This window comes from Aestuariibius violaceus (assembly GCF_040779325.2).
Lineage (GTDB): Bacteria > Pseudomonadota > Alphaproteobacteria > Rhodobacterales > Rhodobacteraceae > Aestuariibius > Aestuariibius violaceus.
Genome location: NZ_JBFONT020000019.1, coordinates 1 through 20,106, shown reverse-complemented (window position 1 = coordinate 20,106; position 20,106 = coordinate 1). Strand labels below are relative to the sequence as shown.

The following is a 20,106-nucleotide window of genomic DNA, read 5'->3' as shown; positions in this document are numbered from 1 at the left end:
CCGGGCAGTCGACATGGGCGTAATGGCGGGCGTCGGTCTCGTATTCCACATGCGCCGTCGAGATCGTGATCCCCCGCGCCTTCTCCTCCGGCGCGCCGTCAATCTGGTCGTACGCCTTGAAGTCCCCAAAATACTTCGTGATCGCCGCCGTCAGCGTCGTCTTCCCATGGTCAACGTGACCAATCGTGCCGATGTTCACATGCGGCTTGTTTCTCTCAAACTTTTCCTTCGCCATGGGTGGCTCCTTCTTTACTAGAGGGCGGGCCGCTTACGCGTACTTCGCCTGAATTTCTTCCGAAATGTTCTGCGGGACCGGGTCGTAGTGATCAAACTGCATCGTGAACTGCGCACGGCCTGAAGACATGGAGCGCAAGGTGTTGATGTAGCCGAACATGTTGGCAAGCGGCACGAAAGCGTTGATCGCGATTGCATTGCCGCGCGGCTCCTGCCCCGTCACCTGACCCCGGCGGGAGGTGAGATCGCCGATGATGCCGCCGGTATACTCCTCAGGCGTAATTACCTCGACCTTCATGATCGGCTCGAGCAGCTTGGCGCCGGCCTTTTTCATGCCTTCGCGCATACCCATCCGTGCGGCGATCTCGAACGCGAGGACGCTGGAGTCTACGTCGTGGAACTTGCCGTCAATCAGAGCGACTTTGAAGTCGATAACCGGGAAGCCAGCCAGGGGGCCACTATCCATCACGGAGTTGATTCCCTTCTCGACACCGGGGATATACTCTTTCGGCACAGCACCACCGACAATCCGGCTTTCGAAGGAATAACCTTCACCCGGCTCGGTCGGAGAGATGATCATCTTGACCTCGGCGAACTGACCCGAGCCACCCGACTGCTTCTTATGGGTGTAGGTGATCTCGGCTTCGCGAGACACAGTCTCGCGATAGGCCACCTGCGGCGCACCGATATTCGCCTCGACCTTGAACTCCCGCTTGAGGCGGTCGACGAGGATATCGAGGTGGAGTTCACCCATCCCTTTCATGATCGTCTGGCCGGATTCGAGATCCGTTTCGACGCGGAACGACGGGTCTTCGGCAGCAAGCCGGGCCAGACCCTGGGACATCTTCTCCTGGTCGGCCTTGGTCTTGGGTTCGACGGCGATCTCGATCACCGGGTCGGGGAAGGTCATCGTTTCAAGAACGACTGGATCGCTCACGTCACAGAGGGTGTCCCCAGTGGTCGTGTCCTTCAGGCCGGCAAGCGCGATGATGTCACCCGCGAAGGCCTCTTCGATTTCCTCGCGATTGTTGGAGTGCATCATCATCATGCGGCCGACACGCTCTTTCTTCCCCTTGGTGGAGTTGAGCATCGTGTCGCCCTTCTTCATCACGCCGGAATAGATCCGTGTGAAGGTCAGGGAGCCGACGAAGGGGTCGTTCATGATCTTGAAGGCCAGACCAGCGAAGGGCATCGCGTCATCCGCGCGGCGGGCGATGTTACGCTCTTCGTTTTCGTCACCCGGCTTGAAGCCCATATAATCAACGACATCGAGCGGGCTAGGCAGGTAGTCGATGACCGCATTGAGAAGCGGCTGGACGCCCTTGTTCTTGAAAGCCGAGCCGCATAGGACCGGAACGAAGGACAGCGACAGCGTGCCCTTGCGGATCAACTTACGCAGGGTCTCCACGTCGGGCTCTTCGCCTTCGAGATAGGCCTCCATGACATCATCATCCATCTCGACAGCCGTCTCGATGAGCTTGCCGCGCCATTCGTCGGCGGTGTCCTTGAGGTCGTCACGGATCGGCTGCTTGACCCAGCTTGCGCCGAGGTCTTCGCCCTTCCATACCCACTCTTCCATAGTGACAAGGTCGATGATGCCCTCAAGCGCGTTTTCGGCGCCGATCGGGATCTGGATCGGGGCAGGGGTCGCGCCGGTGCGATCTTCGATCATGCGCACGCAGTTGAAGAAGTCGGCGCCGATCTTGTCCATCTTGTTGACGAAGACGATGCGCGGAACCTTGTAGCGGTCGGCTTGGCGCCAGACTGTTTCGGTCTGCGGTTCGACACCGGCATTGGCATCGAGCACAGCAACGGCACCGTCGAGAACAGCGAGGGAGCGCTCGACCTCGATCGTGAAGTCCACGTGACCGGGCGTATCGATGATGTTCATCCGGTGCTTCGGCGTGTCGGCGGTAGAACCGTCTTCGGTCCGCTCCCAGAAAGTGGTGGTCGCGGCCGAGGTAATCGTGATCCCGCGTTCCTGCTCCTGCTCCATCCAATCCATCGTCGCGGCGCCATCATGCACCTCGCCGATGTTGTGGGACTTGCCGGTGTAGAAAAGGATTCGCTCCGAGCACGTCGTCTTACCAGCATCGATGTGAGCCATGATGCCGAAGTTGCGGTAGCGGTCGAGAGGATAGTCGCGTGCCATTGGGCTGCTCCTGGGAGTATGCTTTTACCAGCGGTAATGGCTGAACGCCTTGTTGGCGTCGGCCATCTTGTGGGTGTCTTCGCGCTTCTTCACGGCAGAGCCACGGTTCTGGACGGCGTCGATCAATTCGCCTGCCAGACGCTCTTCCATCGTGTTCTCGTTGCGCTTGCGGCTGGCTTCGATCAGCCAGCGGATCGCCAATGCTTCCCGGCGCTCCGGGCGGACTTCGACGGGCACTTGGTAGGTCGCACCACCAACCCGGCGCGAGCGGACCTCGAGGGCCGGTTTGATGTTGTCGAGGCTTTCATGGAAGACTTCGACCGGCGAGCGTTTAAGCTTACCTTCGACCCGGTCGAACGCACCGTAGACGATACGCTCGGCGACCGACTTCTTGCCGTCGATCATCAGGTTATTCATGAACTTCGTGAGAACGCGGTCACCGAACTTGGCGTCGGGCAGGACTTCGCGCTTCTCTGCGGCGTGGCGGCGGGACATGTTTTGTTATCCTCTTACTTCGGACGCTTGGCGCCGTACTTGGAACGACGCTGCTTACGGTCTTTGACGCCCTGGGTATCGAGGACGCCGCGCAGGATGTGGTAGCGGACACCGGGAAGGTCCTTCACCCGGCCACCGCGGATAAGCACGACGGAGTGCTCCTGTAGGTTGTGACTTTCACCGGGGATGTAGCTGATCACTTCGTAACCGTTCGTCAGGCGCACCTTGGCGACCTTCCGCATGGCCGAGTTCGGCTTCTTCGGCGTCGTGGTGTAGACGCGCGTGCAGACGCCGCGCTTCTGCGGGCACTCCTCGAGGTGGAGCGACTTGGAGCGTTTGACTTTCGGCTGCCGCGGCTTGCGGATCAGCTGCTGGATCGTTGGCATCGGGCTTCATTCCCCACTTCTTGCACATGTGCGGCGGGGCATCGCCCTGCCTGATTTCGGTACCCTCGGCGCGTCCGCGTCGGGCGGTTGCTCTCTGAAACGTTGGGCCGTCTGCCACAACGCAAAGAACCGCAGGCGTTCCCTTCGTTCGGAAACGACGCGGTGGGCCTCCAGAGGATCGGGGCAAACCGCCCGGATCATGACCACTTACATTCTGATTTGACGACGAAGGGCTGGACCCTTCCGGTCAAGTGGGCGCCGTATAAGTGGAGTCGTTTAGGGTGTCAACAGCCCTGCTTTACGCCTTGCTTCGATGTTTGAGCCAGTCACGCTGAAAGGTATCACGATCGATTGCGAAGCGCTCATCGAGGGCCTCACCGATATCGTGATCATCCATCTCGAATGCAATCCCCGCACTTGGACCGATCGCACTATCGTTGGCCTCGTGATAGCCTCGGATAAACATCAGCGGATGTGGCCGAGAATGAACTGGCATTCGCGTCCAGATCTTGTGATGCGGAAAATCGAGGGCTGAGGCACTGTCATCCGGGTCCACGATGACCGCTAAAGCGACGCCCCAGAAGGGCGCGCGAAGAGGGCGGTAGGTTACCGTAGGCGCCGTCGCGTTCAGTAACAGACCGCAATTGTGGTCAACAGCCACCCTCTTAAGCCCCATGCGCGATCGCACCGCGGAGGGGTAGAGGTTTCTGAGCTTCGTTACGTAATCTACCGCGACAGCGTCATCATCATCCATGCGCACCTCGGCCACATGTCGTGCCCCGGGATGGCGATGAGCGTGAAGTACCTCGCTGTAAGTCTTACGATCGGGCCCCGGATCGCGCGCGACGATCCGGGCTTGCGAAATCCCGGCCATAAGCTCCTCCAACTCGTTCCGCCAGCGCGCGGGCATGGCCGTGCCAATAAGAATGACGAAATCGAAGTCTGGGTCAGTCTGAACTCTCAGGGCGGGCAAAGTGATGTGCTTAAAGAAGAAGAGCCGCTCTCGCATTCGAGTATCGGCATAGAGGTTGGCAACGCGGTCTTCAACGGTGTCGGGCCCCGACTGAAACGGGTTCTTCGTGCCGGGATAGGAGAACCTGCAGAAGAATATGACCTGAAGCGGATGCGCCATTGTTCCCTCTGAAAGTGCTTAATCAAGCTAAAGCTGCATAAGTCGATCGTAAGTAACTGCAAAGTTGTTCTTCAAAACCATGCGGATCCGGTCTTCGTCGTAGAGACCCCTCTGCCCCGACATATGAGGGTCGGCGTCGTTGTCCTGGTGAACGGTACGAATGAAAGTCGGAACGCGGGCATCGGAATAACAGGTGTAGAACTGGGTCAGCCTCCGGTGATTTCGCTGGAAGATGTTTGCGTCGCTTTCCGCGGGGGTGACAAGTGCCAGCCCTATCCCCACCGGATAGCGTTCGATGACATCGAAGACCTCAGATCGCCCCGGATTATGGATAAAGAAGAAGCCGCGATTGAAGGCTACTGCCGTCTCCGCCTTCGGGGTGACGCGGATCATCGCCCCGGATATGCGCCTGAGACGTTTGATATAACGCAGATCCACCGCATCATCGTCATCAAGCCGGAAGGTGGTTACATGAGAGGCCTCAGGCCTTTTCAGCCTGTCGAAAGCTTTCTGCGTGGCCGGGTAGTGCTTGAGAACCGGCAGGCTGATCACCGCCACGTTTGGAACTTGGTCGATCAGCGCGAGGAGCCGAGAGACCATCCATTCCGGCGCGTCCTCGCCGATCAAAACCCCAGTCGAAAAATCCTGATCCTCTTGTCCGCATAGCGACGGCAGCGTCAGATTTTCGAAGAGATGGAACCGCCGTTCGAGGCGCTCTCGATCGTACAGCGCAGCGCGCGCGTCTTTCGGTCGCCCCGCTGTCTTTTGCCAGCCGGATTTGGCGGGATATGAAAAGCGTATGAGACCAATGATTTGATTGACTATCTCACCATTCATGCGGGCGACCATGCAGCGATCGCCACATAAAGAAAAGGCCCCGTTAGGGGCCCTTTCAAGACGTACTCTTTATCAGTCGCGGCTCTCTGGAGTGTCGACGATCAGTGTCTCGAGATCGTCCTCGCCGATAACTTCGTCGCCAACGCTGTCTGGTGCAATCAACGCTGCGGCGGCTTCCGCTTCTTCGCGACGTGCCTCGATTACCACGTTGTCGCGTTCGGACGCGATCCGGACCACTCGTTGAGTTGCCCCACCGGTGCCAGCAGGGATCAGACGCCCGACGATGACGTTCTCCTTCAGACCGACCAGACGATCACGCTTGCCTTGAACCGATGCTTCGGTCAGCACGCGGGTCGTCTCCTGGAACGAAGCTGCCGAGATGAACGACCGCGTCTGCAGGGACGCCTTGGTGATGCCGAGAAGGATCGGCTCGCCTTGTGCCGGACGGCCACCTTTGGCGATCGCCTTTTCGTTGGCCGCGTCGAACTCTGCCTTGTCGACATGCTCGCCCTTCAGAAGCGTCGTCTCACCGCTATCGGTGATCTCCCACTTCTGAAGCATCTGCCGGACGATGACCTCGATATGCTTGTCGTTAATCTTCACCCCTTGAAGGCGATAGACGTCCTGCACCTCGTTGATCATGTAGTCGGCCAGAGCCTCGACACCCATGATCGACAGAATGTCGTGCGGCGCCGGGTTGCCGTCCATGATGTAATCGCCTTTCTGGACATAGTCCCCTTCGGCGACGGGGATGTGTTTCCCCTTCGGCACCATGTACTCGACCTTCTCCAAGGACTCGTCCGCAGGCTCAATCGCGATGCGGCGCTTGTTCTTGTAGTCCTTGCCGAAGCGCACATAGCCGTCGATCTCGGCGATGATGGCATGATCCTTTGGACGGCGCGCTTCGAAGAGTTCGGCCACACGCGGCAGACCACCGGTGATGTCCTTCGTCTTCGCCCCTTCCCGTGGGATTCGAGCCACGACATCGCCCGCCTTGATCTGCTGGCCATCCTCGACCGACAGGATCGCATCGACCGACATGGTGTAGGCGACGGGGTTGCCGTCATCCTTGGCGACAGGCTCCCCATCGTCGCCGACGACGAGGATCTTAGGTGCAAGTTCGTTGCCCTTCGGCGCGGAACGCCAATCCGCTACGATCTTTTGCGTCATGCCAGTTGCATCGTCAGTCTCCTCCCGCACGGCGATTCCGGGCACTAGGTCGACGAAGCGGATCGTACCGCCCTTCTCCGCGATGATCGGCAGGGTGTACGGGTCCCACTCGAAGATCTTGTCTCCACGACCGATTTTGCCGCCGTCCTTGACGAACACCTTCGAACCGTAGCCGACCTTGTGGCTGGCACGCTCTTCCCCGTCGTCGCCCATGATCGCGAGGACCATGTTGCGCCCCATGACGATCTGCTCGCCCGCCTCGTTTTCGAGAAGCTGGGCATTGCGGAACTCGATCTTGCCCTCTTGCGAGGCCTCCAAGAAAGACTGCTGGCCACCCTGCGCTACGCCGCCGATGTGGAAGGTCCGCATGGTTAGCTGCGTACCAGGTTCACCGATGGATTGCGCTGCGATGATGCCGATGGCCTCACCTTGATTGACCATTGTGCCGCGAGCCAAATCGCGCCCGTAGCACATGGCGCAGACGCCATCCTCGGCCTCACAGGTCAACGGGCTGCGGATGCGCATCTTCAGTACGCCCGCAGTTTCGACCGCATCAGCCTTGCGCTCATCGATCAACTCACCCTGCTTGATCAGCACCTCTTCACTGCCCGGCGCGACCACGTCATCGGCCGAGACACGACCGAGGATCCGCTCACTCAGCGATGAGACGATCTCGCCATCGCTGATCGCCGCTTCGGCGGTGATCGCACGATCGGTGCCGCAATCGACCTCACGGATGATGCAATCCTGCGCCACGTCGACCAGACGGCGGGTCAGGTAGCCCGAGTTCGCCGTCTTGAGCGCCGTATCCGACAGACCCTTACGGGCGCCGTGGGTCGAGTTGAAGTACTCGAGCACGGTTAAGCCTTCCTTGAAGTTCGAAATGATCGGCGTTTCGATAATCTCTCCGTTCGGCTTGGCCATCAGACCACGCATCGCGCCCAGCTGCTTCATTTGAGTGACGGAACCGCGGGCCTTAGAATGTGCCATCATGTAGATCGAGTTCGGTTCCTGTTCGGCGCCATTGTCATCAGTACGCTTCGCGGAAATCGTGCTCATCATGGCATCGGTGACGCGATCGTTACACTTCGACCAAGCATCGACGACCTTGTTGTACTTCTCACCTTGGGTGATGAGGCCGTCCATGTACTGCTGTTCGAAGTCCTTAACCTGATCGCGCGTTTCTTCGACCAGCGACCACTTTTCGTCCGGGATCACCATATCGTCCTTGCCGAACGAGATGCCGGCGCGGAACGCTTCGCGGAAGCCAAGGGTCATGATCTGGTCGCAGAAGATGACCGACTCCTTTTGGCCGCAATAGCGGTAGACGGTGTCGATAACCTGCTGAACCTCGCCCTTCTTGAGAAGGCGATTGACCAGTTCGAACGGAGCCTTGGTATTGAGCGGCAAGAGACTACCCAGCCGCACGCGGCCAGGGGTCGTCTCGTAGCGTTTCATCACCTCGGCACCGGTTTCGTCGATCTGCTTGATCCGCGCCGTGATCTTGGCGTGCAGATGCACATGGCCTTCGGCCAGCGCGTGCTCGACTTCGTCGACGGAAGCGAAGGACATGCCTTCGCCCTTCATGCCCTCACGCTCGATCGTCGTGTAATAAAGGCCGAGGATCATGTCTTGCGACGGCACGATGATCGGGCTGCCGTTAGCAGGCGACAGCACGTTGTTGGTCGACATCATCAGGACCCGTGCCTCAAGCTGAGCCTCGAGGCTCAGTGGCACGTGAACTGCCATCTGGTCGCCGTCGAAGTCTGCGTTGAAGGCCGCACAGACCAGCGGATGAAGCTGGATCGCCTTGCCTTCGATCAGCACCGGCTCAAAAGCCTGGATGCCAAGACGGTGCAGCGTCGGCGCACGGTTCAGCATGACGGGATGCTCGCGGATCACCTCGTCGAGGATATCCCACACCTCGGGACGCTCTTTCTCGACCAGCTTCTTAGCCTGCTTAACGGTGGAGCTAAGGCCCTTTGCCTCGAGCCGCGAGTAGATGAACGGTTTGAAGAGTTCGAGCGCCATCTTCTTCGGCAAGCCGCATTGGTGCAGCTTAAGCTCGGGGCCTGTCACGATGACCGAGCGACCCGAGAAGTCGACGCGCTTCCCCAGCAGGTTCTGACGGAAGCGGCCCTGCTTGCCCTTGAGCATATCAGACAGCGATTTCAGCGGGCGCTTGTTTGCACCGGTGATAACCCGGCCGCGACGACCGTTGTCGAAGAGCGCATCAACCGATTCCTGCAGCATTCGCTTTTCGTTGCGGACGATGATATCGGGCGCGCGCAACTCGATCAGCCGCTTCAGGCGATTGTTCCGATTGATGACCCGACGATAGAGATCGTTGAGGTCGGAGGTCGCAAAGCGGCCGCCATCCAGCGGGACAAGCGGGCGCAGCTCCGGCGGGATGACTGGAACGACCGTCAGGATCATCCATTCGGGGCGGTTGCCCGACTCGACGAAGCTCTCGACGATCTTCAGCCGCTTGATGATCTTCTTTGGCTTCAGCTCACCGGTCGCCTCCTTCAGTTCCTCGCGAAGCTGGGCGGCCTCAGCCTCCAGATCGATATTCTGAAGCATCTCGCGGATCGCTTCCGCGCCGATATTGGCGGTGAAGGCGTCCATGCCATAGGCATCCTGGGCGTCGAGGAACTCCTCCTCGGTCATCAGTTGACCGTAGGCAAGGTCCGTCAGACCGGGTTCGATAACGACATAGTTCTCGAAATAGAGGATCCGCTCCAGATCGCGCAGCGTCATGTCCAGCATCAGACCGATGCGGGACGGCAACGACTTGAGGAACCAGATATGGGCGACGGGTGCGGCCAGCTCGATATGGCCCATGCGCTCGCGCCGGACCTTTTGAAGCGTCACTTCTACACCGCATTTCTCGCAGACGACGCCGCGATACTTCATACGCTTGTACTTGCCGCAGAGGCATTCGTAGTCCTTGATCGGCCCGAAGATACGCGCGCAGAAAAGGCCGTCACGTTCCGGCTTGAACGTACGGTAGTTGATAGTTTCCGGCTTCTTGATCTCGCCGAAGGACCAGCTGAGGATCCGCTCAGGCGAGGCCAAAGATACCTTGATCTCGTCAAAGGTCTTGGCCGGGGTGAGCGGGTTGAACGGGTTGTTGGTCAGTTCCTGGTTCATCTTGATACCTCGAATATCGGGCGCTGGGGGGGACGCCGGAACAAATCCTTCTAGAAGGATTTGCGCCGGAAGAATTTTCTAGAAAATTCTTATTCCTCCACCTCCGCATCCAGGAGTTCCATGTTCAGGCCGAGGCCGCGGACTTCCTTGACGAGCACGTTAAAGCTCTCGGGAACGCCCGCCTCGAAATTGTCCTCGCCCTTGACGATGCTTTCATAAACCTTGGTCCGGCCCGCGACGTCGTCGGATTTCACCGTCAGCATCTCCTGCAGGGTGTAGGCCGCGCCGTACGCTTCCAGCGCCCAGACCTCCATCTCACCGAAGCGCTGTCCGCCGAACTGCGCCTTGCCGCCCAGCGGCTGCTGAGTGACCAGCGAGTACGGACCGGTCGACCGCGCGTGGATCTTGTCGTCCACGAGGTGGTGAAGTTTCAGCAGGTACTTGATGCCCACCGTCACCGGACGCGCAAACTTCTCGCCAGAGCGGCCGTCGAACAGGTCGGACTGGCCCGACTGGTCAAAGCCCGCGCGAACAAGCGCATCGTTTACGTCCGCCTCTTTCGCGCCATCGAAGACCGGGGTCGCGATCGGCACACCGCGGGTCACGTTATCCGCCGCTTCGACAAGGCGATCCTCGTCCATATCGGCGATGCCCTCTTCGTAGACATCGTCGCCATAGGCGATCTTCATCGCGTCACGCACGGGCGTCAGATCCCCGGACCGGCGATACTCACCTAGCGCCTCGTCGATATGGATGCCCAGGCCACGCGCGGCCCAGCCCATGTGGGTCTCGAGAATCTGGCCGACATTCATCCGGCTGGGAACACCAAGCGGGTTAAGAACGAAGTCAACCGGCGTGCCGTCCGCGAGGAACGGCATGTCCTCCATTGGGACAACCTTCGAGATGACGCCCTTGTTGCCGTGACGACCGGCCATCTTGTCGCCCGGCTGCAGCTTACGCTTCACCGCGACGAACACCTTGACCATCTTCATGACGCCCGGCGGCAGGTCGTCGCCCCGGCGCACCTTTTCGACCTTGTCCTCGAACCGCGCGTCGAGCGCGCGTTTCTGCGCCTCGTACTGCTCGTTCAGAGCCTCGACGATCTGGGCGTCCTTCTCGTCCTTGAGCGCCAGCTGCCACCACTGGCCACGGCTGAGTTCACCCAACAGGTCTTCGGTGATCTCGGAATTCGCCTTGACGCCTTTCGGCCCCTTCACGGCGGTCTTGCCGAGGATCAGGTCCTTGAGACGCGCATAGATGTTCCGGTCGAGGATGGCGAGCTCGTCGTCACGGTCGCGCGACAAACGTTCCACTTCTTCCCGCTCGATCTGCAGCGCACGCTCGTCCTTATCGACACCATGGCGGTTGAAGACCCGCACCTCAACGACCGTGCCGAAATCGCCCGGCGGCAGCCGCAACGACGTGTCGCGCACGTCGGATGCCTTCTCACCAAAGATAGCGCGGAGCAGTTTTTCCTCCGGCGTCATCGGGCTTTCACCCTTTGGCGTGATCTTACCGACGAGGATGTCCGCCGGGCCGACCTCGGCACCGATATAGACTATGCCCGCTTCGTCGAGGTTGCGCAAAGCTTCCTCGCCGACATTCGGGATGTCGCGGGTAATCTCTTCCGGCCCAAGCTTCGTATCGCGAGCCGCGACCTCGAACTCCTCGATATGGATCGAGGTGAAGACGTCGTCACGCACGATCCGCTCGGAGATCAGGATCGAGTCCTCATAGTTGTAGCCATTCCACGGCATGAAGGCGACGACGACGTTCTTGCCGAGCGCGAGCTCACCTAGATCCGTGGACGGACCATCTGCAATGACTTGGCCCTTCTCGACGTGGTCGCCCACCTTCACCAGCGGACGCTGGTTGATGCAGGTATTCTGGTTCGACCGCTGAAACTTGCGCATCCGATAGATGTCGACGCCCGGATCTCCGGGCTCCATATCCGCCGTTGCACGGACAACGATCCGCGCCGCATCGACCTGGTCGATGATGCCAGCCCGACGCGCCATGATCGATGCGCCGGAATCACGCGCGACGACACCTTCGATGCCTGTCCCGACAAGCGGCGCCTCGGCCTGCAGAAGCGGCACCGCCTGACGCTGCATGTTCGATCCCATCAGGGCCCGGTTCGCGTCGTCGTTCTCAAGGAACGGGATCAGCGAAGCCGCGACCGAAACCAGCTGCTTCGGCGACACGTCAATCAGATCGACCTGCTCATTCGGGGCCAGCATGTAGTCGCCCGATTGGCGGGTAGACACGAGATCGTTCACGAACTTGCCGTCTTCGGTCAGGTTCGCGTTCGCCTGAGCCACCGTGTGCCGCATCTCTTCGGTGGCCGACATGTAATGGACTTCGTCGGTAACCTTGCCGTCCTTCACGACACGATAAGGCGTCTCGATGAAGCCGTACTTGTTCACACGCGCGAAGGTCGCGAGAGAGTTGATCAGGCCGATATTCGGGCCTTCCGGCGTCTCGATCGGGCACATGCGGCCATAGTGGGTCGGGTGCACGTCGCGCACCTCAAACCCTGCCCGTTCGCGCGTCAAGCCGCCCGGCCCAAGCGCGGACAGGCGACGCTTGTGCGTCACTTCTGACAGCGGGTTCGTCTGGTCCATGAACTGGGACAGCTGAGACGAACCGAAGAACTCGCGCACGGCCGCCGCGGCGGGCTTCGCGTTGATCAGGTCCTGCGGCATCACCGTATCGATCTCGACCGACGACATCCGCTCCTTGATCGCACGCTCCATCCGCAGCAGACCGACGCGGTACTGGTTCTCCATCAGCTCACCGACGGACCGCACCCGGCGGTTGCCCAGATGGTCGATATCGTCCACCTCACCACGTCCGTCACGCAGGTCGACAAGCGCCTTGACGCAGGAAACGATGTCTTCCTTGCGCAGCGTCCGCACCGTGTCCTCGGCATCGAGGTCCAGGCGCATGTTCATCTTCACGCGGCCGACGGCTGAAAGATCATAGCGCTCGCTATCGAAGAAAAGCGTGTCGAACAGCGCCGAGGCCGCATCGACGGTGGGCGGCTCGCCCGGGCGCATGACGCGGTAGATATCCATGAGCGCGGTTTCGCGGTTCATGTTCTTATCCTGCGCCATGGTGTTGCGCATGTATGGGCCGACATTGACGTTATCGATGTCCAGAACCGGAATTTCCGTGATGCCCGCATCCAGCAGTTCTTTCAGAGAGCCGCCGATAACCTCACCATCCTTGTCGCGCTCGAGCGTCAGTTCATCGCCCGCCTCGACGTAGATCGCACCGGTTTCTTCGTTGATAATGTCCTTGGCCACGAACTTGCCCACGATGTTCTCGTAAGGCACCAGAAGTTCGGTGACCTTGCCGTCGTCGATCAGTTGCTTGACCGCACGCGGCGTGACTTTCTTGCCGGCCTCGGCGATGACTTTCCCGGTCTTCGCATCCACCAGATCGAAGGCCGGGCGCGTGCCACGGACACGCTCGGGGAAGAACTTGGTGACCCAGCCCTTCTTGTCCTTCAGCGTGTAGTCGACCGTCTCATAATAGGCATCCATGATGCCTTCCTGGTCGAGACCCAGCGCATACAGAAGGGTCGTGACCGGCAGCTTCCGGCGACGGTCGATCCGCGCGTGAACGATGTCCTTGGCGTCGAATTCGAAGTCGAGCCAAGAGCCGCGATATGGGATGATCCGACAGGCGAACAGCAGCTTGCCCGAGCTGTGCGTCTTGCCCTTGTCGTGATCGAAGAACACGCCCGGCGAGCGGTGCATCTGGGAAACGATGACCCGCTCTGTCCCGTTCACGATGAACGTGCCATTCGGCGTCATCAAGGGCATGTCGCCCATGAAGACGTCCTGCTCTTTGATATCTTTGACCGATTTGGCGCCCGTGTCCTCGTCCACATCGAATACGATCAGGCGCAGGGTGACCTTCAGCGGCGCGGAATAGGTCATGTCGCGCTGCTGGCACTCTTCGACATCGTATTTCGGCCTTTCGAGCTCGTACTTCACGAACTCAAGAACAGCCGTCTCGTTGAAATCCTTGATCGGGAAAACCGACTGGAAGACGCCCTTGATCCCTTCGCCATCAAGCGGTTCGAGCTGGTCACCCGAGTTGAGGAACAGGTCGTAGGAGCTTTTCTGAACCTCGATGAGGTTCGGCATATCGAGAACTTCACGGATCTTGCCGTAGTATTTGCGGAGGCGTTTCTGACCGAGGAAGGACTGAGCCATATGCGTCGTCACCTTTCATATCTCTGAGGCTGCAGGACCGGCGGGCCTCGGTCCTAGCGCCCCCATGAGAGCGGAGTGGGTTGCGGTCCATACCTGGCGCCCGACCCAAGGGCGCCGCCCGACCGACAACCTGTCCTAAGAGAGGCCTTCCTGTCGAAGGCTCCTGTCAAGACAGGTTAGGCTGGCCCCACATTTCGCAGGACCAGCCATGAATTCGCGAGCCATGTGGCCCGGATGCAGGCACTTAGGCCAGCTCGACCTCGGCGCCAGCGCCTTCGAGCTTGCCCTTGATCTCTTCGGCTTCGTCTTTCGCGACGCCTTCCTTGATCTTGCCGCCCTGTTCGACCAGATCCTTGGCTTCTTTCAGACCAAGACCGGTGATGCCGCGGACTTCCTTGATGACCGCGATTTTCTGAGCGCCTGCATTCTTGAGCACGACGTCGAACTCAGTCTTCTCTTCCGCAGCCGCACCACCAGCATCACCGCCAGCAGGACCGGCCATCATCACCGCGCCGCCAGCGGCGGGCTCGATACCGTATTCGTCTTTCAGGATGGTTTTCAGTTCCTGGGCCTCGAGAAGCGTCAGACCAACGATCTCTTCGGCGAGTTTCTTAAGATCAGCCATTTTGATTTCCGTTTCCTTAGATGTGTTCCAACGTCAGGGTTACAACCCCACGCGGACCTTCCGTTTGCCTCAAGCTGCTTTCTCTTCGATGGTCGAGAGAATGCTTGCGATGTTGCTCGCAGGGGCGCCAATGGCACCGGCGATGTTCGAAGCGGGCGCGCCGATGCTGGCCACGATCGAAGCGATAAGCTCCTCGCGCGACGGCATCTTCGCGACGGCCTTCACACCGTCGACGTCCAGACCGTTCTCTCCCATGGCACCGCCGAGGATCACGAGCTTGTCGTTGTCCTTGGCGTAGCTGTCGATGACCTTTGCGGCCGCGACGGGGTCCTCGCTATAGGCGAGGACGGTCATGCCCGTGAGGTATTCAGCAATGCTTTCGCACGGCTTCCCCTCAAGGGCGATCTTGGCGAGCCTGTTCTTGGCAACACGCACGGACCCGCCCGCTTCACGCATCTTGGCGCGCAGGTCCTGCATTTCGGCAACCGTGAGGCCCTCGTAGCGCGACACCACGACGACGCCAGAGCTTTCGAAGATCTGGCCGAGTTCCTCGACCACTTTCTCTTTCTGGGCTCTATCCACAGTTTCACTCCAGTTATGGGACTTTCGCCCCGGCTCAGTCTTGCCGGACGCGGACCGCCCGGCTTTCAAGGTCCGCAGGTACGGGCTGAGCCAGGACCGTCCGAGGAGAGCCCCGGGCAATCTGGTCTGATCCCGCCTCGGGCAGGAATTATGGCCTGGGGCCACCCACCGTCTCGGACGAATAAGGGCCCAGACGAATCGCTTCATCGGGCCCGAGAGGTGGAACTATCGTGGCTGCCTCTGTTTGCCAAGCCCCATCTGGCAAAAACGCCGCCGCATAAAAGTGCGGCAGCGTTCTTTAGAACTGCTTGAGGCCGGAAAGCCGAGCATTCGGGCCTCCTCAGCTGTCAGATGAGCTCGTCTAGGAGATCGTGGTCATGGTCATGGTCGTGATCCGGATCTTCATCGCCCAGCTTAATCTTGTATTCGTCCTCATCGACATGGATCGTCGGAATTATATCGGCCAGAAGGGGGTTTTCTTCACCTTCCGCATGGTTGTGGTCGTGATCCGGATCTTCTTCACCCAGCTTGATCTTGTATTCGTGTCTGTCAACGTGCACCGTTGGGATGATATCTGTGAGAAGCGGATCGTCTTCATCGTCCGACCAGCCAAGTTCTTCATCATCTTCAGGCCGCGTCGTTTGCCCAAAACCAACCCCGGTCGCACCCGCGCCGCCACCGCCGCCACCGCCACCGCCGAACGCACCGGAGAACGGCAGCAGGAGAAGCGCCAGAAGAAGCGCTACAAGACCACCGCCACCATCGCCGTCGCCGTCATCGTCACTGTCATCATCTCGTGGGTCATCGACCGTGACGCCGTCTTCGTCTCCGTAAAGTACTTGGGCTCCAAGAATATCCCCCTCTCCGAGCTCGTCCGTTCCGCCTTCCTCGTAGAAGGTATTCATTATCTCATCGAGATCATCTACGTGATCGAGGCCGATCGCGTGGCCAATTTCATGGAGTGCAATCTCAAAGAAATCGACTTCAGAGCCAAAGTCTTCGTCCCCATCAGGGATCCAGAACTCATCATCGTTGAACTCAATCTCGGCAAAGACAATCTGATCGTATTCGCCAGGGCGCTCTACAAAGAATGTAGTTGCCACACCTAGCGTAGGAAAATCCAAATCGCCCGGTGAGATTTCAATATCTGCCGGATTGTCCATATCCGCCATCTCGAAATCGATGTCTGCAACGTCTTCCCATTCCTGGAAAGCCCGCTCAAGGGCATCTACAAAGTCACCCTCGTCATAAAGGGCTGTGTCATAGTTGAGATCGTCGAGATTCTCGGCAGACCAATAGATCGTGCCACCCGCGTCACCCCCTTCGGAGCCGCCCCACTTAAAGCCGGATGGATTAAAGTTCATCCCAGTCACTACCTTTCGATGCTGTCCCCACGGGCTTCACGCCCTTATTTGGCAAGTCATCTCACAACAGATTGAGGCGCAATTATGGAAAGCTGGACGGATCGGCGCGAAGCCGTTCAACTGTCACAAGAAAACGGCACCTGCGGTGAAGCAGATGCCGTTTCCAGATCGGGTTTTTGCGGAGAACCCGCGTGTCAGCGCTCAGTCATTCCCTGTCGCAGACACCACGTCGATGCTGACGCCCGGGCCCATCGTGGAGCTCAGGGATACCTTCTTCATATACGTGCCCTTCGCACCCGATGGCTTGGCTTTATTGACCGCATCTACGAAGGCCAGCACGTTCTCTTCCAGCTTCGCAGCATCGAAGCTGGCCTTGCCGATACCGGCATGGATGACGCCGTTCTTCTCGGTCTTGAACTGGACTTCGCCGCCTTTGGCCGCGCTCACGGCGTCTGCCACGTCCATCGTGACCGTGCCAACCTTTGGGTTCGGCATCAGGTTGCGCGGCCCGAGAACCTTCCCGAGGCGGCCAACGACGGGCATCATGTCCGGCGTGGCGATGCAACGATCAAAGTTGATCTCACCACCCTGCACGGTCTCCATGAGGTCTTCCGCACCGACGATATCAGCCCCGGCAGCTTTCGCTTCTTCAGCCTTCTCGCCACGCGCGAAGACGGCTACGCGGATCTCCTTGCCGGTCCCGGCAGGCAGAGTGACCTTGCCGCGAACCATCTGGTCGGCGTGGCGCGGATCGACGCCTAGGTTCATCGCGATCTCGACCGTTTCGTCGAACTTCGCGTTCGCATTGCCTTTGACAAGCGCGACAGCCTCAGAGACCGAAACGTTCTCCTTGTCCGCAAAAGCCTCACGGGCCGCGCGGGTACGTTTACCGAGCTTCGCCATCACTTCACCTCAATGCCCATGGATCTCGCCGAGCCGAGGATCGTCTGCATCGCAGCCTCGACGGAATTCGCGTTCAAGTCCTTCATCTTCGCCTCAGCGATCTCACGGACCTGCGCGGTGGTCACGGTGCCGACCGTCTCGCGCGAAGGATTGTTGGCGCCGGATTTCAGCCCAGCCGCCTTCTTGAGATAGTAGGACGCCGGCGGCGTCTTGATATCCATCGTGAAGGACTTGTCCTGGTAGTAGGTGATCACGGTCGGGCACGGGGCGCCGGGCTCCATCTCCGCTGTCTTGGCGTTGAACGCCTTGCAGAATTCCATGATGTTGATGCCGCGCTGACCCAGCGCCGGACCGACCGGCGGGGAGGGGTTCGCTTGTCCGGCAGGCACCTGAAGCTTCATGGTGCCGGCAAGTTTCTTGGCCATAGGGCCTCTCCTTTTCCAACGCCCTTGGGACGCGTCCCAAGGGCCTTACGTTGTGTGGTCCGGCCGGACACGCGCGCGCGCCGCACCTCCCACGCTCATCCGCGTCAGTTCTGCTTGGAGACCTGCGCGTATTCCAGTTCGACGGGCGTCGCGCGGCCGAAGATCGAAACCGTCACCTTCAGGCGCTGGTTCTCTTCGTCCACTTCCTCGACCATGCCGTCGAAATCTTCGAACGGGCCGTCGTTGACCTTGACCTTCTCGCCGATGTCGAAGTGGATCAGCGTCCGCGGCGCTTCCTCGCCTTCCTGAACGCGGTTGAGGATCCCGTTCACCTCAGCGTCCCGCATCGGCATCGGACGGCCCTGGGGGCCGAGAAACCCGGTAACCCGATTGATCGAATTGATTAGGTGGTAGCCTTCATCCGACATCTCCATGTGCACCAGCACGTAGCCCGGCATGAAGCGGCGCTCGGCCGTCACTTTCTTTCCGCGGCGGACTTCGATCACCTCTTCGGTCGGAACGAGGACCTCATCGATCTGGTCTTCCAGTCCCGCCTCGGCGACGGCCGTCCGGATCTGCTCGGCGATCTTCTTTTCGAAGTTCGAAAGCACACTGACGGAGTACCACCGTTTCGCCATTTGATCCTCTTACCCTCTTCGGACTGCATTAGCGCCGAAGCGCCCGTTTGGATTCGGCTTCCGGAATAAAAAGCGGCGTGCAACACGATTCGCCGCACGCCTTCTTTCGGAAACCCGGCGCCTATACTTCGCCAGTGGGGCGCGCGCAACCCTCGCGCAGCAGAATCGCCTAGGAGCCGAAGGTATTCAGGATCCCCTGTAGCCCGCTGCGGATCCCCCAATCGACAAGGCTGAAGAACAGCGCCATCAGCGCGGCCATGATGAAGACCATGACCGTCGTGACGAACACCTCCCGCCGGGTCGGCCAGACGACCTTGGAGACTTCCTGACGGACTTGTTGGATGAATTGTGCTGGGTTGGCCATTCGGATCCTCACCGGTTCGGCTTGCCACATACGGTGCAAGCCCGTCCCGTTCAAGAGAGTGTTGCGCGTCAAGCGATCAAGTTTTGGCCGGATGACAGCCCGGAATTGTTTCCAGATGCTCGCGCGCTTGAGAGCACGGACATTTTCCCTGTCACGCACAAGTGCCACATGTTTCCGTCCATCTGGGATATCCTCATGTCATCTGAGGAGGATAACGCCATGCAAGACCCAAACCTAAGCCGCCGCGCCTTCATCGGCTCAACCGTGATCGGCTGCGCGACCCTGGGCACTCATTCCGCCACGGCCGGCGTCGAGGAACGGAACGCAGCCTTCGAGTTCGAGGTCCAGCGGACGGAGGGTGAGTGGCGCGAGATGCTGACGGACGAGGAGTTCCGTATCCTGCGCGAAGGAGGGACCGAACCTGCCCGGTCGCATCCGTTCTGGGAAAGCTCGGATGAAGGCACCTACCACTGCAGGGGTTGCGACCTGGCCCTTTACGACAGCGAGTGGAAGGTGATCCTGCCCATGGGCTGGGTCTTCTTTTACCACTCTCATCCGACCGCTGTTATAACCGATATTGACGCCAGCGGTCCGATGCCTGGCGGAACGGGACCTGCGATCTCAGCCGCCTGCCGTCGTTGCGGATCCCATCAGGGTCATATCGTCGCGATCAACCGGGAAGTGCTGCACTGCATCAACGGGACGTCGCTGACCTTCACGCCATCGACTGCCTGACGGCAGGTGGCAGGGGCAGAGGGACTCGAACCCCCGACCCTCGGTTTTGGAGACCGATGCTCTACCAACTGAGCTATACCCCTAAGGTCGAGCGCCGGAGTATTGCACGCCCCCGGCAAAAGCAAGACTACTCTTCGGACGCGCTATCGAACGGGCGTGTCTGATAGGTGCAGCTCTGTTATGATGGATGGGATAACCAAACTTGGAGGATACGATGTTCAAGACCGCATCTACTGCATGTGCGATTGCAACGGTTACGGTCGCCTCTTTCCTCGCCCAGCCGTCTTTCGCGGACAGAAGCCAGCTTGAACTGCAAGCGGCATCGGCCTTGCGGGAGTTCGACTTCGATAATGTCGATGTCAGTCAGCTTTCGACCGCGCAACTCGCATCGATCTTTTCGATCGCAAACAGCCCAAAACCACATGGTACGAAGCGGGGACTGATCCGGTCTGCGGTTGGTGATGGATTGCTGAGTTCTTTGCTCAGAAGATAAAAGGGGGCGCATCATTGCGCCCCCTACGTCGAACCGGTGTGTTGTGCGGGCCGCTCATTGGCCCTTGCGGGCCGCTTCGCTTGCGCGATGGGCGGCCCGTGAGGGAGCGATGAGCGCCCCTTACTCGATGATCTTCGAGACGACGCCCGCGCCGACCGTCCGGCCGCCTTCGCGGATCGCGAACCGCAGGCC

At 59.7% G+C, this 20,106-nt stretch carries 18 protein-coding genes and 1 tRNA gene; 2 read left to right on the top strand and 17 right to left on the bottom strand.

Going from position 1 to position 20,106, the window contains the following annotated elements; all coding sequences use genetic code 11:
• The 15 genes from AADZ90_RS22025 to secE form a co-directional block, all read right to left on the bottom strand.
• Positions 1-235 (bottom strand): GTP-binding protein (locus tag AADZ90_RS22025; RefSeq protein ID WP_411996905.1); only part of this gene is annotated, 235 nt, incomplete at its 3' end.
• A gap of 33 nt (positions 236-268) precedes the next feature.
• A complete protein-coding gene (gene fusA, locus AADZ90_RS22020; protein ID WP_367312741.1) occupies positions 269-2,386 on the bottom strand; it encodes an elongation factor G in 2,118 nt (705 codons plus the stop codon).
• A 24-nt stretch (positions 2,387-2,410) separates the two neighbouring features.
• Positions 2,411-2,881 (bottom strand): 30S ribosomal protein S7, encoded by a 471-nt coding sequence (rpsG, locus tag AADZ90_RS22015; protein ID WP_367312742.1) that lies wholly within the window; start codon positions 2,879-2,881, stop codon positions 2,411-2,413.
• Between the two features lie 14 nt (positions 2,882-2,895).
• Positions 2,896-3,267: a 30S ribosomal protein S12 gene (rpsL, locus tag AADZ90_RS22010; protein ID WP_367312743.1), complete on the bottom strand. Its 372-nt coding sequence runs from the start codon at positions 3,265-3,267 to the stop codon at positions 2,896-2,898.
• A 298-nt stretch (positions 3,268-3,565) separates the two neighbouring features.
• Entirely contained in the window at positions 3,566-4,399 is an 834-nt protein-coding gene (locus AADZ90_RS22005) for a glycosyltransferase (protein WP_367312744.1), read from the bottom strand.
• A 27-nt stretch (positions 4,400-4,426) separates the two neighbouring features.
• Positions 4,427-5,248, bottom strand: coding sequence for a glycosyltransferase (locus tag AADZ90_RS22000; RefSeq protein WP_367312745.1), 822 nt, complete (start codon positions 5,246-5,248; stop codon positions 4,427-4,429).
• 60 nt (positions 5,249-5,308) lie between these two features.
• Complete coding sequence (gene rpoC, locus AADZ90_RS21995) at positions 5,309-9,559, bottom strand: DNA-directed RNA polymerase subunit beta' (RefSeq protein WP_367312746.1); 4,251 nt, start codon at positions 9,557-9,559, stop codon at positions 5,309-5,311.
• 89 nt (positions 9,560-9,648) lie between these two features.
• On the bottom strand, positions 9,649-13,785 hold the full coding sequence (gene rpoB, locus AADZ90_RS21990) for a DNA-directed RNA polymerase subunit beta (RefSeq protein ID WP_367312747.1): 4,137 nt from the start codon (positions 13,783-13,785) through the stop codon (positions 9,649-9,651).
• A gap of 244 nt (positions 13,786-14,029) precedes the next feature.
• Positions 14,030-14,410, bottom strand: coding sequence for a 50S ribosomal protein L7/L12 (gene rplL, locus AADZ90_RS21985; RefSeq protein ID WP_367312748.1), 381 nt, complete (start codon positions 14,408-14,410; stop codon positions 14,030-14,032).
• Positions 14,411-14,479: 69 nt separating this feature from the next.
• Positions 14,480-14,992, bottom strand: coding sequence for a 50S ribosomal protein L10 (gene rplJ / locus AADZ90_RS21980; protein WP_367312749.1), 513 nt, complete (start codon positions 14,990-14,992; stop codon positions 14,480-14,482).
• Positions 14,993-15,339: 347 nt separating this feature from the next.
• A complete protein-coding gene (locus tag AADZ90_RS21975; RefSeq protein ID WP_367312750.1) occupies positions 15,340-16,356 on the bottom strand; it encodes a matrixin family metalloprotease in 1,017 nt (338 codons plus the stop codon).
• Positions 16,357-16,557: 201 nt separating this feature from the next.
• Entirely contained in the window at positions 16,558-17,259 is a 702-nt protein-coding gene (gene rplA, locus AADZ90_RS21970) for a 50S ribosomal protein L1 (RefSeq protein WP_367312751.1), read from the bottom strand.
• Positions 17,259-17,684 carry a 50S ribosomal protein L11 gene (gene rplK / locus AADZ90_RS21965; RefSeq protein ID WP_367312752.1) on the bottom strand — a complete coding sequence of 142 codons (426 nt, stop codon included), beginning with the start codon at positions 17,682-17,684 and terminating at the stop codon, positions 17,259-17,261. Before rplK ends, rplA begins: the two co-directional genes overlap by 1 nt.
• A gap of 104 nt (positions 17,685-17,788) precedes the next feature.
• Complete coding sequence (nusG, locus tag AADZ90_RS21960) at positions 17,789-18,322, bottom strand: transcription termination/antitermination protein NusG (protein WP_367312753.1); 534 nt, start codon at positions 18,320-18,322, stop codon at positions 17,789-17,791.
• 169 nt (positions 18,323-18,491) lie between these two features.
• Positions 18,492-18,686 (bottom strand): preprotein translocase subunit SecE, encoded by a 195-nt coding sequence (secE, locus tag AADZ90_RS21955; protein ID WP_411997166.1) that lies wholly within the window; start codon positions 18,684-18,686, stop codon positions 18,492-18,494.
• Positions 18,687-18,905: 219 nt separating this feature from the next.
• Here secE and AADZ90_RS21950 point away from each other — a divergent pair, with 219 nt between their 5' ends.
• Entirely contained in the window at positions 18,906-19,421 is a 516-nt protein-coding gene (locus AADZ90_RS21950) for a peptide-methionine (R)-S-oxide reductase (protein WP_367312754.1), read from the top strand.
• 7 nt (positions 19,422-19,428) lie between these two features.
• Here AADZ90_RS21950 and AADZ90_RS21945 read toward each other — a convergent pair.
• A tRNA-Trp gene (locus AADZ90_RS21945) sits at positions 19,429-19,504 on the bottom strand.
• A gap of 131 nt (positions 19,505-19,635) precedes the next feature.
• Here AADZ90_RS21945 and AADZ90_RS21940 point away from each other — a divergent pair.
• Positions 19,636-19,914, top strand: a complete 279-nt coding sequence (locus tag AADZ90_RS21940; protein WP_367312755.1) for a hypothetical protein — start codon at positions 19,636-19,638, stop codon at positions 19,912-19,914.
• A gap of 120 nt (positions 19,915-20,034) precedes the next feature.
• On the opposite strand, the gene AADZ90_RS21935 is transcribed toward AADZ90_RS21940, so the two are convergent.
• Positions 20,035-20,106, bottom strand: a 72-nt coding sequence (locus AADZ90_RS21935; RefSeq protein ID WP_217353393.1) for an EF-Tu C-terminal domain-related protein, incomplete at its 5' end; no start/stop codon positions are given.